This window comes from Mesorhizobium sp. C416B (assembly GCF_030323165.1).
Taxonomy (GTDB): domain Bacteria; phylum Pseudomonadota; class Alphaproteobacteria; order Rhizobiales; family Rhizobiaceae; genus Mesorhizobium.
Map to the genome: position 1 here is coordinate 659,778 of NZ_CP100471.1, position 12,659 is coordinate 672,436.

Consider the following 12,659-nt stretch of genomic DNA (forward strand, 5'->3'; position numbering starts at 1 on the left):
CCAACGGTAGTGTGCTGAGAGTTCTGCAAATTCGCTGAGAGGGGGCGGTCATGGCAGGCTGGTGATTGTTCACGTCACCTGATTCCCGCGAAGGAACGCCACCATGACCAAGACTGAAGTTAAGACCGCCAGCGCTGCCGTCAAAGACATTTTGCTTTCGAACCCGGATGGATTGCACGAAGTGCTCCGTGCGGTGATGCAGGAGGTGCTTGAGGCCGAGATGGACGAGGCGCTGGGTGCCTCGAAGAGCGAGCGCACGCCCGAACGGCTTGGCTATCGCTCGGGCTATTACGGCCGTACCCTTGTGACGCGGGTCGGCAAGCTCGAGCTGCGGGTTCCGCAGGACCGGGCCGGGCGCTTCTCCACCGAGCTGTTCGAGCGCTACCAGCGTTCCGAGCGGGCCTTGGTGGCGACACTGGCGGAGATGTATGTGCAGGGCGTGTCGACCCGCAAGGTGAAGGCGATCACGGAAGAACTGTGCGGCCATGCCTTCTCGGCCTCGTCGATCTCGGCCATCAACAAGCGGCTGGACGAGAGCCTCGCTGCCTTTGCCAGGCGCCCCCTTCAAGAGCCGTTTCCTTACCTCATCCTCGATGCGCGCTACGAGAAGGTGCGTGAAGCCGGTGTTGTCATGAGCCAGGCGGTGCTGATCGCGGTCGGTATCGACTGGGACGGAAGGCGCCAGATCCTGGCCGTGGAGATGGCCAATCGCGAGAGCCGCTCGGCCTGGAGGGACTTCCTCGTCGGCCTCAAGGCGCGCGGCCTCAAGGGCGTCGAGTTGGTTGTGTCCGACGATCACGCCGGCCTGGTGGCAGCGATCGGCGAGGTGATCCCCGAAGCCGCCTGGCAACGCTGCTACGTGCACTTCCTCAGGAACGCGCTCGATCATCTGCCGAGGAAGCACGGCGACGACTGCCTGCAGGAATTGCGCTGGCTCTACGACCGGCGCGATCTCGCAGAGGCCAGGGCTGATCTTGCCGCATGGCTTGCCAAATGGTCGGCACGCTATCCGCGCCTGACAGGCTGGGCCGAGGATGCCATCGAACAAACCCTGACCTTCTTCAGGCTGCCGAGACAGCACCACAAGCATCTCAAATCCACCAACATGCTGGAGCGGCTCAACGAGGAAATCCGCCGGCGCACCTATGTCGTGCGCATCTTCCCCAATACCGAAAGCTGCCTGCGCCTGGTCAGGGCGTTGGCCGTCGAGACCAATGAAAACTGGATGGAGGCCAACCGATACATCAACATGGACGACCTGCGCGAGCACAAGAAGCTCGCTCTGCGCCAAGCCGCATGACCAGCATCATGGCCAGCATCATGGCTGCCCCATTTTGCAGAACTTGACGCACACAACCCAACCAACTTTCGCCAGATCACCTTCGCAATGGCTGCGGCCCCAGTGAGGGGCCGGGAACATACAACGTCGGTCGTTGTTTCTCTGATCAGGAGGAAAGATAATGGCAGACGATAAGAGCAAGCGTGATTTTCGAGATCACAACCGTGTATCAGTCGATGAAGATTATGAGGTTCGCTATTTCGCCAAACAGCATCGTATCACGCCAGAACAGGTCCGCGAGCTAATCAGAGAACACGGCAACGACCGGAAGAGGCTCGAACGCGAGGCAAGAAACGGGCTGATATCGGCTGATGGTCGCGACGCATCACGCGGCTTTTCGACGAGCGGGTCTGAAAGGCTGCGCGAGCGTGAAAACGTCTGGCCGGATGCCCGCCTCGACTTGCTTCCATGTGACCGGGTGGGCAATTGGGAAGCCGGGCCGCGCTCGCGGGGAAAAAGCGCCTATTGCGGTATTGCCCCGTCCGTTGCGGAGATAGTCGAGAAAGATCCGGCCTCCTCGAGCTGCGGGGTCAGCTGACAACAGGTATCGGTCAGGATCGGTATCAACCAGACGGTGGGCGAGCGACTTGGCCAGTTTCCGGGCGCTGTCATGGGTCACCTTCGCAACGAGCTGGGCCATCAAGTGGATGCCTTTGCCGCCAGTGACCTTTGGCCAGCTCTCCAAGCCTGCCGCTTCCAAGATGCCCCGTAGCGCCAGCGTGGCCTCGATAACAGCGTCCCATGGGACGCCTTCTCCGGGATCGAGGTCGAGGACGAGCCGGTCCGCATTTTCGATGTCGTCAATCGTCGCGTTCCAAGGATGAAGCTCAACGGCATCCATCTCGACCAAGCCAAGCAGACCATCCATGTCATCTATCCATACCCGAATGCCTTCGCCGCCTTCGCGCTTTTGAACCCCGAGCTGGTGCACGGACGCCGGTATCCGAGGTAGCGGTCCCTTGTGATAGAAGGTTGCGCCGGAGGCGTGGCGGACCAGCTTCAGCGGTCGCCGAACCAGATGAACTAGAGCTTGATCAGCGACCCGCCGCCAATAGTCTGCCAGCCCTTCCTTGGAAGGTGCAACCGCATCGGGTAGCAGCTGGAGAATGTTCTCGCGCGGGACGCCGTGTTGTCCTTCCGACCTCCGCTTGGAGGGCGATGGAGGCTTGGGCGGGATTGCCTTAAGATCCTCGCGTAGTCCCTTGAAGACCGCCTCCCGCAAGATGCCGCGGTCAGACACGCCACTGAATTGTACCTCGGCAAGAACGTCTGGTTTGACCCATGTCGCCTTGGGCTTCTTGATCGGCTCCGACAGCGGTGACTTGGCGATTACAAGCGGATCAAGCCGCTCCCTAACGCGCCGGGCTGCGTCCAGCGTATAGCCGGTCTGGGCCTTCCCGGCATAAAGCAGCCGGTCGCCCTCTCGCCTGCCGATGTACAACGATGCGATGCGGCGCGGCTGCGCGCCAAATTTCTCGACGAAAGCCACGATTGGAAAAGTGTCGCTCTTGACACATTTGACCTTGACCCAACTGGTCTGGACGCCCGAGCGGTAGTGAGCATCCGCTCGCTTCGATACGATTCCCTCTATGCCCATCCGGCAGGCATGGTCGAACATATCCTTGCCGTTCACCTCCAGATGCTCGGCATAAGTCAGGGTTGGCTCGGTTTCGGTCAGCAGCTTCTTCAGCGCAGCCTTGCGCTTCACTAACGGTTGTTCCCGTAGATCACGGCCATCGAGGTACAGGAGGTCGAAAGCGTAGAGAGTCATCCGCAGCGAACTTGGGTTGCCCAGCTCACGTTCCAGGGCTTGATAGTCCGGCAGACCGGTGTCGCCCAGGACGACAGCTTCACCATCGATGATAGCGGATTTGACCGGCAAGCTTGCCGCGGCCTGAACAATCCTCTTGTAACGGTGGGACCAATCGTAGCCGCGACGCGTGAATGCTCGCGCCTTTCCGCCTTCAACGACCAGCTGCGTCCTGTAGCCGTCATATTTGATCTCGTGAAGCCAATCTCCGCCTTCGGGAGCTTTCTCGACCAGTGTGGGCGATTGGAACTCGATGAACGAAAGCCGGTCAATGGCACTGGTCATATGCTCGCGACTCCAGGAATCGCGACTCAAGCCCCAGCGCCCCTGTCGGTTCCGAGCCTTTTAGAAGAATTGCATCGCGACGATTGGTTATCCGCCTCACTTGTTGATGTGACGGCGCAGCAGAGTGATGTTGCGATTGTTCGCCTTAAAATAGACGTCGAAGATCGAGCCGAGAATTGGGACACTTCCTACGAGCGTATCCAGCAGCACGTTGCCTAGCATGCGGGCGACCAACCCATTTCCGGCACCGACGTTTCGAGCTCGCAAGACGATGTAGGCCGAGACAATGCCCGTCGCCGCATCTCCGAGTACGGGAACCAGACCTACGAGCGCATCCAGTCCAAAACGAATTGATGTGCCTGGAATGCGCCAGCGGGAATCGAGTAGCGCGGCCAATAGATCCAACTCGGCAAGTACGTTTGCTGTATGACCACCGTGACCGCCCTGCCCGATCATGCCAACTCGCGCGCCAGTACGATTTAGTATCTCTCCCTGATGGATAGCCGTCACCTTAGATATCGCTTTGACCGCCTGAATTCGCTTGCGTCCTGTGCGATGGCACGTCGTCGAGCAAGGTCGTCTCACCGGAGCTTTTCGGCGCCTCAACGGGCAATTCACCAGTAGGCGTCATCTTGCTGACGGCCTCAGGCAAATCTCGCGTGATCCGGCTTATGAGCTCCTCGCGCGATAGGCCGGTCTGCATCGAGAGGGAAGTCAGGGTGTCTTCGTCTATGGCTGCTTCCACCTCGCTTGGCTGGATCGGCTCGTTCGGCCCGGTGCCTACCCACGAATCGACCTTCGATCCGGCGCCTGCCCCTCTGAACCGGTCGAGAATATCGCCAAGCGCGGTCCCCGAAACGCCTTTTGAAAGCTGATCCAGAATCCCGCCTTGCGGATCATTTGGGTTGCGATCGCCCGCTCCACGGATCATGTCGCCGATCTTGTCGCGATTTTGGTATGCCAAGACGCCGAGCATCGCGATCGCCAATTTTCCCAGGTTAGCCATTGGTACCTCCACTGTTCAATGGACAAGGGCTCAACATCACAAAAGTTCCGACCGGCGACGATCTAATTGAATAAGGGCTGGCGTATCGACACAGACGTGAGCGGTGCTGCCTAACCGGCTTGTTTCCGTTTGCGTGCGGCTTCGGCCTCGCAGACGCTGATCGTGCAAAGCTCGTTGCCTGCCTGATCGCGCATGCGCACTAACCATCCGGTCATATCGTCATCGCCCAGATCAGCCAACAGGCCGATTACGCAACGGATCGCTTCGGCGCGAGCGGCCTCAAAACTTCGCGTCTCGGCAGGCGGAACCTGGCGAGCCTGGTCGCCGTGGCGATAGTAGAACGTATAAGCGAGATGGATCCCACGCGCTGCCTTAGTGTATGGAACTACCACCCTCATCTTTGACGGGGGTTTGGCCAAACAGCGAACATCGGCTAGGCCTAAGACGATCGATCGAGGTCGACTCGCGCGACGGCGTAGGCGCCAAGCGAGATGCTTTGATCATCCAGCGGTCTTGCGGAACTTTCCATGAAGTCGGGATCGGTTGCCGGCCGCTCGAACTGCTCGGCGCCGAGAAGAGCAATGCGGGCGCTGCTCGGCGAATCCGAAAGCCGCACAGATTGCGTCTTGGCGGTAGGGTTAGCGACCCACAGGGTCACGCGGCGATCTTTTTCAGCCGCGATCGTCACGACGCCGTCACAGCCGGAAGTTCCTACGGACAGCAAGGTGGCTCCGCCGAGCTTTGAGAGACCAGCCAAGACATGGAAAGCGGGATAGACCGTTGGGCCATCCTGCTGGTCATACCATGGCTGCACGAAATCAGCCTTCCTATGGATTTGGCCAAAGGGGCCAGCGAAGTCACCGAACGCGACGGCCTCGATTCCTTCGCGAGCGCAGGCCGCGAAATATCCGACAGTCCAAGCCGCATTGAACAGCCCGCGCTGACGAGGATCAATGCGCGATAGACAGACGCGAGCGTTCGCTTCATTCGGCGCAGTGGATTTTCCGTATGGGTTCTCACGGCAGCCGAGCTGGATGGGACCGATACGCAGTGGCAAGCGTTCCCCCATGAAAGCATGCGCGGAGCGGATTAGATGGGGGATTGCCTGAAGTGTCTCCATCACCGAGACATCATCTGCGGCGTGCACGCTTGGACAGGTGGTGAAGGTCACGTAGTCGAGCGCTTCGGCTGGCGGACGCTTGCGGTTGAGTTCGGTGAAGTAAGCGGCCATGCCGCCGCCCAGCGCGATGCCTGGGAAAGCCCGGCGAGCAGCGGAGTAGCTTTCGTGGAAGCTGGGCATAGTCGGCCACGGTGCTCCCGGCTGTACGGATGTCATGTCCTGCGCCGGAAATACGGAGACAGCTTCTAGTTTGAGGCCGAGTGAGTGGACAGCATCCGCGACCGGCGCCAATTCGCCGAATGGATCGCGCGTGCCCTTGGTGACAATCTCGAGGACCACGCCAGCGCCGGTCAGCCGTGCGAGCGCGGCGTAGCTTTCTAGTTCGTCCTGGCCGTGTGCGATCCGGAGATCGACCTGGCAGACCATCCACTGGGGAGCCATTCGTCGTAGGAGCTCGGGGGTTTCGAGCGCGTGCTTTGCCTCGTCGGCGGCGACGCCGACGCCAGTGCGGGGCACTCGGCCGACCGGTCCGCCGATGGTCAGGTTGATGAGTGGATTGCGATTTTCAGACGTCCCGGCAGGGAGCGTTCCTGACACGTGAAGCCGGACGGCCTGCGTGAATTTCTGGCCCCTGGGCAGTCTGTAAGGCCACGGGCGACGCAGAGGGCGGACATATGTTTTATAGGAGGCGTCAGACCAATTGCGTTGGTCCTCCATCTCAAAGGCATCACCCTCCATGGTGCATGTCGCCCAGATCCCAGGCGCGATCTCGTGCGACAACGCCCGGATGTCGGTGAACGGACATTTTGGATCGATGTGGTCCGGAAAGAACGATAGCTCGTCGTGACCATCCTCATGCAGCACCTTTATCGGCTTGCCGGCTAAGCCCTCGATCGGATGAAGGACGACGAAGCCGGTCCGATTCGTCAAAACGTCAGTCTCGGGCTCTGCCTCCGCCACAAACGACAGCGCACCATCGCCACTGCCTGAGACGCGCGCCCGGTAAATCAGGCGGCCGGATGTTGCGGCACATGTTGCACGGTATTCAATGGCGAACGCATCCGGCCTCTCGTCGATCCGGAGATCATCGAGAACGGTGGTACATGTTCCCCAGTTTTCGTCCCGTACAAGAAACGAGATTCCGCGCAAGATCTCGATCGTCCCGACGTGGATGTAACGCAACGCCCCATTGTCGAACGCGACCGACAAGGATCCGGCGCGCAGTGTGCGCAGCGGTGCCTCGAGCTCTTCGGTGCCACACAAGCGGACTGCCAGGGAAGCTGCCGAGGTCAAATTGCGCGCTCCGTCGTGGCGTCGAAGATCGAGGCCCGGTTCATGTTGATGTCGATCGCAAGCTTCTCGCCCGGACGGCTGACATCGTGCGCCTGCAGCTCAGCCATCACCGGCACGCCGGCCAGTCGGAATGTCGCGTAACTGCGCGAGCCGGTCGGCTGCAGCAGGTCGATCGTTGCCTCATAGCGAAACGTGCCCTGCTCCGGCGTTGCAGTGTGCGCACGAGTGAGGTGTTCTGGCCTCAACCCGAGCAGCACCTGCTGTCCGTCCGCGACGCCCTTCAGCCCCCTGCCGCGCGCTAAAGGCAGCAGTGCATCCGCGAGCCGGATGGCAGCGGCGCCTGCGTCCAAGGCAAGGGTACCTGGCAGGAAGCTCATCCGCGGCGAACCCAGGAACCCAGCGACGAACGTTGAGGCCGGGTGCTCGAACAACTCGAGTGGCGCGCCCTGCTGCTCTATCAACCCGTCGCGCATCAGCACGATGCGGTCAGCCAACGTCATCGCTTCGATCTGGTCATGGGTGACGTAGATCATCGTTGTCGCAATGTCCTGGTGAAGGCGTTTGATTTCGCCGCGCATTTCGTCGCGGAGTTGTGCGTCGAGGTTGGACAGCGGCTCGTCGAACAAAAAGATGCGGGGGTTGCGGACTATGGCGCGGCCGATGGCGACGCGCTGGCGTTGGCCACCGGACAATTGGCGCGGAAAACGCCCCAGCAACGGAGTGATCCCAAGCATGCGTGCCGCCTCGGCCACGCGCACCTCGACCTCTGGCTTCGGCATCTTGCGAGCCTTGAGGCCGAAGCCAATGTTCTTGGCCACGTTCATATGGGGATAGAGCGCATAATCTTGAAACACCATTGCCACGTCGCGATCGCGCGGCCGGAAATCATTAACCACCTCGCCGCCAATCTCGATCGTGCCTTGTGAGCTCTCCTCCAGTCCTGCGATGGTCCTCAGCAGAGTGCTCTTGCCGCAACCGGAGGGCCCAACCAGGACAGTGAACTCGCCGTCGCGGATGTGGAGGTCAATGCCGCGCACGGCATGGAACGCGCCGTAGCGCTTGTGCAAGCCGGTGATTCTGACTTCGGCCATGCCTTCCCTTCCTATCCGCGAACGGCGCCGAGCGTCAGCCCGCGCACGAGATGTCGTTGAGCAAGCACTCCAAGGGCGATCGATGGCACAAGGGAGACGATGGCAAGGGCCGCGGCTTCGCCGTATTGCGCGCCCTGGAAGCCGATGAAGGCGCGGAAGACCGTTGGCAGCGTAAAGGCAGTTCGGCTGGTCAAGATCAGAGCGAAGAAGAACTCCGTCCAGCATGCAATGAAGGCGAAGACAGCCGCCGCGACAATGCCTGGTGCTGCCAGCGGCACGGCAACGCGCCAGAACGCCTCCCATCTCGTGCAGCCATCGACGAGGGCCGCCTCCTCCATCGACTTCGGCATGCCGCGGAAATAAGCAAACATCATCCAAACGGACACCGGCAGCGTGAAGACCGTGTAAGCTATGATCAGCCCGATATGGGTATCGTACAGCCCAACGCCGCGGTAGATAAGGAATACCGGCAGGACAATGCCGATCGGGGGCAGGAAGCGCTGCGACAGCACCCAGAAGGACAGATGCCGGCCGCCCGTGTCGTAGCGCGCCAGACTATAGGCCATCAGCGTGCCTATCAGTGCCGAAAGCACCGTGGCCGAAAGCGAAATAATCAGGCTGTTTATGAGCCCGTCGAGACCACGATAGGCGAACAGCGCAGCTTTGTAGTGGACAAGCGTCGGAGCGGCGGGGAACCAGACAGGCGGTACGGTGAGGTAGTCGTCGCTGGGCTTGATGGAGGTGTTGAACATCCAGTAGAGCGGCCACATCACGAACACCAGGAAGAACCCCAGCAGCAGAATTCGGCCGATCGGCAACGACCGGCGTTTCCTGCGGCGGGCGGGCGCGACGGCGGCCATCAGACCGGTTCTACCTTCAAGAGCCGACGCACCAGCAACGTCACGATGAGCGCCGTAAAGATCAGGAACAGCCAACTTCCTGCTGTTGCCTGCGACAGATGAAACTGCGTGAAGCCGATGGTATAAAGATAATAGGAGGCCGTGTAGGTTTGTGTTCCTGGGCCACCCCCTGTCATGATGAAAATGGTATCGAACATACGGATTGCGTCGAGCAGACGGAAGGTCAGCGCCAGCAGCATCATCGACCCGAGATGCGGGAGCGTGATCGCCCAAAAAACCTGCCAGGCGTTGACGCCGTCGAGTTCTGCCGCCTCATAGAGATTGGGTGGGATTGCGGTCAGCCCGGCGAGCAGGATGACGAACATGAACGGCGTCCACTGCCAGACATCGGCGATGATCAGCGAGACGTAGAGCCACGGGCGCTCCGTCATCCAGCCGATCGTAACCTCCTGCCCCAATAGTTGCGTCAGGACATAGTTGGTCGGTCCAAAAGGCCGCTGTAAGAGCAGCGTCCAGGCTTGGCCAACGATGACCGGGCTGATGAACAGCGGCACGATCAGGATCGACATGATCACACCGCGGCCCGGAAAGCTGCGCACCATTGTCAGCGCCACCAGGAGGCCGAGAACGAACTCTATAGCGACGCTGATGCCCGACAGCGATGCTGTCAGCAACAGCGACCAACGTGCTACGGGATCGAACACGACCCGCTCGAAGTTCTTCAATCCGACAAAGGCGTGGCCCGGCACCTGGAAGTCGTAGTTGATGAAGGATACCACCAGCGAGAACAGAAGCGGATAGATCGACAGTGCCAATATCAGCAGCACAGCGGGGGCGACCAGCAGCCACTTGAAATGACGGTCAGCCCATTGGGCAAAGGCAGACAGCCGGGGCGGTGCGCCGGCGGCCTTCAAATGGCGGATCGTGGCTGTGGGCTGCATAGACGTATCCAATCGCCGCTTAGCGGGGAGGTGTTGCGAGCCAAGCGCCCGCAACACCAATTGCTCCAGAGAGTCCGCCTCCCTTCAGAGGGTGACCGCCATGCCAAGTTTTTCCACCGTGTTGTCGGCGGTGGCGCCAGGCAGTTTCAAGAACTCGGTGTAGAAGCCCTTCTGCGAATCCACACCCAGTCGGTCGGTCGTCTCGTTCCACTCGGCGGCCGCCGTTTCAAGCGACGCCTTCGGATCCGCACCAGCCCACACGGCCGTGCACATGCGATCGATGCTCAAGAAGTAGTCCTGCGCGCCTGGCATGATCGGGTCGAGCAGACCGACGTTTGCCGAGTTGTTGAGGTTGGCAAGGTACTCCTTGGCACTCGGGAAGAGCGCGCCGTAGAGCTCGGACTTGAAGTGCGAGATGCGGTACGGGTCGCGTAGCGCGTAGGGCAGCATGCAACGTGCCAGCGAGACGGGTGGCGAGCATACCCACTGCATGAACAGATACGCCGCCTCAGGGTTGGGCGAGTCGGCCGACAGTGCCTTGTTGTAGCCGGTGGCATGTTCCGGATTTCCCGGAACCACGGCATAGCCGACCTTGCCGGCGATTTGGGACTGCGGAATGAAGTTGATTGCCGTGGCCGACTGCGAATAGTTCGCCGCCATACGGCCGCTAGGAGGCCAGGAATAGATCATCGCGACTTTGCCGGTCAGGAAAGCCGCCCACAAGGAGACGGCGTCGAGCTCGTTGTTGCCGGGGATCGAGGCCTTGTTTGCGGCGAGCATGTTTGTCAGCGTCTTGACGCCGGCATCCGAAACCAAACCTGCCTTCATGTCGTCGCCGAAGAGTTTTCCGCCGTTGGCCCGGTACTGCTGCAGAAAGTCAAACTGATTGCCGGGGCTGCCCGCCTTGCGGAAATGTCCCGCGCCATAGACCTTTGGCGCCATCTGGTCGGTGATGAACTGGGCGATCTGGGCATATTCTTCCCATGTCTTGGGCGGCCCAAGCTTGGCGTTGAACTTCGCCTGGTAAGCCTCGATCATTTTCGGATCCTCGAAAATGTCCTTGCGGTAGTAGAGAGCGAACATGTCGCCGTCGTCGAAGAACCCCCAGATCTTGCCCTTGTAGGTCGGCAGCGCCTTGTACAGGGGATGATAGTCCTCGAGGTCTGCCGGGTTCATGTATTTGGCGATGTAGTCGTCTAGCGGGGCGATGACGCCGCCATCGGCAAGCGACGGCGTCCAGGCCGGCGAGATGTCGAGGACGTCATAGGCACCCGAGCCGGCGATGTGCTCGGCGACCGCCTTGGAGTACTGGTCCGGGTTCGACAGCTCGACGACATTCGACTTCATCCCGGTAAGCTGCTCCCACATCGGCCCACTGAAATTGCGCGGGTCGAGTGCCTGCAGGCCAGCCTCGTAGGTCATGTTGAGGGTGACGCCCGAATGCGCCTTGGCTGCCTCCGCCGCGCGAAAGGCGGAACCGTCCGCAGGCCCTTCCTTCGATGCTTTCAGGGCTGCGGCCTGCGCCTGGCCGAGCGGCGACGTGGCGTCCGCCAATTCCAATGTTTGCTGCGCCAGCGCCCAATCGGTCATCATCCCCAGCAGCGGGCCGGACACGGCCAACATGCCGGTCATCTGACCGAAGCGGGTGATGAAAGTTCGGCGGGTGGTTTCGCCGCGCATGAAGGCGTCGACCTCTGCTTCGAGACCTGCCTGAAAGTCACGTTTTTCACGATCGTTCATAGTGCTTGGTCCTCCCATTTTCCTTTTGCTTCACTCGTCCGCCGGCGCAGCGGTCAAGCATTTCCTCCCGTAAGGTCGCCGCAAACAGGCCGCGGCGGCGCGCCGAAAATCAGTGTCACTCCTAGGTTCCAAAGCGGGCGGCGAGCCCAGACAGCCTGGTCTTCCACAGCTCGCTCGAAAGCACCTCGCGATTGACCACGCCGCGCGGCTCGCGACCGCGCTGCACCTCCATTACCGCTTTGACGTCCGCCGCACCGTTGCCGGCAAAGCACTGGTCGGTCCAGCAAAGCGCGTGCGGCGCCAGGATGACATTATCGAGTTTGAGGATCGCATCGTCTGCGTCGGGAGGCTCTTGTTCCAGCACGTCGAGACCGGCGCCGGCGATGCGGCGCTCCTGCAGTGCTTGCGTCAGCGCTTTCTGGTCGACGATCGGGCCGCGCGCGGTGTTGATCAGGTAAGCTGTCGGCTTCATCAGGGCGATCCGCTCGGCATTGACGATGTGGTGGGTCTGGGGTGACAGGGGGCAACTCACCGACAGCACGTCGGCGCGGCGAAACAGATCCTCCAGCCCTACCAGCTCGACGCCCAGGTCGGCAGCGACCCCCTTGTCGGCAAACGGGTCATGGGCAATGAATTGCATGTCAAAGGGCTTCGCCAAGCGGAAGACCTCGGCACCGATGTTGCCGATGCCCAGCGACCCAAGCGTACGCCCGACGAGGCCGACCCCCATATGTTCGGAGCGCTTCTCAAAACCAACAGACCCTTTGCGGGTGAGTGCGTCCTTTGTCAGCAGCTTGCCGGTCAGCGCCAGCATGAAGGTGATGACGGATACGGCGACGGGCCGTCGCACGCCATCGGGCGTGATGACCAAGGCAATACCGGCTGCGGTGCATGCCTCAACGTCGACAGTGTCGTAGCCGACCCCGAAGCGGGCAACGACGGCCAGGCGGCCGCTCCTGGGGACACTCGTGACATCGAAACGATGGGCGAGGAGGATCAGCGCATCGAAATCCTCAAGTTGGTCGGCGCGAAGCGGACTGTTTGACTCCAGGAACACCATCTCGACAGCTGTCGCATTGCGCAGCGGCTCCAGATCGAAATCTGGGTAGGTCGGCGAGCCGTCCGGCCTGCGGAAATCACCGGAAAGCGCCACCCTGAATTTCACGCTGTCCAT

At 60.9% G+C, this 12,659-nt stretch carries 11 protein-coding genes and 1 pseudogene; 2 read left to right on the forward strand and 10 right to left on the reverse strand.

Annotated elements, in window-relative coordinates; all coding sequences use genetic code 11:
* Window positions 1-103: 103 nt before the first annotated feature.
* Window positions 104-1,300, forward strand: a complete 1,197-nt coding sequence (locus tag NLY43_RS03415) for an IS256 family transposase (protein ID WP_286456782.1) — start codon at window positions 104-106, stop codon at window positions 1,298-1,300.
* Between the two features lie 160 nt (window positions 1,301-1,460).
* Window positions 1,461-1,610 (forward strand): annotated as a pseudogene (locus tag NLY43_RS03420) (DUF3606 domain-containing protein); the annotation flags it as partial.
* 54 nt (window positions 1,611-1,664) lie between these two features.
* Here the strand turns inward: NLY43_RS03420 and ligD are convergent.
* From ligD to NLY43_RS03465, 10 genes are all read right to left on the reverse strand, one after another.
* The gene (gene ligD / locus NLY43_RS03425) at window positions 1,665-3,434 is read right to left on the reverse strand and encodes a DNA ligase D (RefSeq protein WP_023713865.1); all 1,770 of its coding nucleotides are present in this window, start codon (window positions 3,432-3,434) and stop codon (window positions 1,665-1,667) included.
* Window positions 3,435-3,530: 96 nt separating this feature from the next.
* Window positions 3,531-3,890 carry a DUF4112 domain-containing protein gene (locus tag NLY43_RS03430; RefSeq protein WP_032998960.1) on the reverse strand — a complete coding sequence of 120 codons (360 nt, stop codon included), beginning with the start codon at window positions 3,888-3,890 and terminating at the stop codon, window positions 3,531-3,533.
* A gap of 55 nt (window positions 3,891-3,945) precedes the next feature.
* A complete protein-coding gene (locus NLY43_RS03435; protein ID WP_023682271.1) occupies window positions 3,946-4,440 on the reverse strand; it encodes a YidB family protein in 495 nt (164 codons plus the stop codon).
* 110 nt (window positions 4,441-4,550) lie between these two features.
* A complete protein-coding gene (locus NLY43_RS32690) occupies window positions 4,551-4,838 on the reverse strand; it encodes a DUF6894 family protein (RefSeq protein ID WP_023697407.1) in 288 nt (95 codons plus the stop codon).
* Between the two features lie 41 nt (window positions 4,839-4,879).
* Complete coding sequence (locus NLY43_RS03440) at window positions 4,880-6,853, reverse strand: D-apionate lactonase family protein (protein WP_023713476.1); 1,974 nt, start codon at window positions 6,851-6,853, stop codon at window positions 4,880-4,882.
* A complete protein-coding gene (locus tag NLY43_RS03445; RefSeq protein WP_023693333.1) occupies window positions 6,850-7,944 on the reverse strand; it encodes an ABC transporter ATP-binding protein in 1,095 nt (364 codons plus the stop codon). Before NLY43_RS03445 ends, NLY43_RS03440 begins: the two co-directional genes overlap by 4 nt.
* A gap of 11 nt (window positions 7,945-7,955) precedes the next feature.
* Complete coding sequence (locus NLY43_RS03450) at window positions 7,956-8,804, reverse strand: carbohydrate ABC transporter permease (protein ID WP_050587094.1); 849 nt, start codon at window positions 8,802-8,804, stop codon at window positions 7,956-7,958.
* Window positions 8,804-9,799, reverse strand: coding sequence for a carbohydrate ABC transporter permease (locus tag NLY43_RS03455; protein ID WP_245264032.1), 996 nt, complete (start codon window positions 9,797-9,799; stop codon window positions 8,804-8,806). Before NLY43_RS03455 ends, NLY43_RS03450 begins: the two co-directional genes overlap by 1 nt.
* Window positions 9,800-9,829: 30 nt before the next feature.
* Complete coding sequence (locus tag NLY43_RS03460) at window positions 9,830-11,485, reverse strand: extracellular solute-binding protein (RefSeq protein WP_023713477.1); 1,656 nt, start codon at window positions 11,483-11,485, stop codon at window positions 9,830-9,832.
* Window positions 11,486-11,606: 121 nt separating this feature from the next.
* A complete protein-coding gene (locus NLY43_RS03465) occupies window positions 11,607-12,659 on the reverse strand; it encodes an NAD(P)-dependent oxidoreductase (protein WP_023713478.1) in 1,053 nt (350 codons plus the stop codon).

Bases quoted from the DNA above. Each gene is read 5' to 3' on its own strand.
- NLY43_RS03415 (WP_286456782.1), top strand. From the start codon at position 104: ATGACCAAGACTGAAGTTAAGACCGCCAGCGCTGCCGTCAAAGACATT.
- ligD (WP_023713865.1), bottom strand. From the start codon at position 3,434: ATGACCAGTGCCATTGACCGGCTTTCGTTCATCGAGTTCCAATCGCCC.
- NLY43_RS03430 (WP_032998960.1), bottom strand. From the start codon at position 3,890: ATGATCGGGCAGGGCGGTCACGGTGGTCATACAGCAAACGTACTTGCC.
- NLY43_RS03435 (WP_023682271.1), bottom strand. From the start codon at position 4,440: ATGGCTAACCTGGGAAAATTGGCGATCGCGATGCTCGGCGTCTTGGCA.
- NLY43_RS32690 (WP_023697407.1), bottom strand. From the start codon at position 4,838: ATGAGGGTGGTAGTTCCATACACTAAGGCAGCGCGTGGGATCCATCTC.
- NLY43_RS03445 (WP_023693333.1), bottom strand. From the start codon at position 7,944: ATGGCCGAAGTCAGAATCACCGGCTTGCACAAGCGCTACGGCGCGTTC.
- NLY43_RS03450 (WP_050587094.1), bottom strand. From the start codon at position 8,804: ATGGCCGCCGTCGCGCCCGCCCGCCGCAGGAAACGCCGGTCGTTGCCG.
- NLY43_RS03460 (WP_023713477.1), bottom strand. From the start codon at position 11,485: ATGAACGATCGTGAAAAACGTGACTTTCAGGCAGGTCTCGAAGCAGAG.
- NLY43_RS03465 (WP_023713478.1), bottom strand. From the start codon at position 12,659: ATGGACAGCGTGAAATTCAGGGTGGCGCTTTCCGGTGATTTCCGCAGG.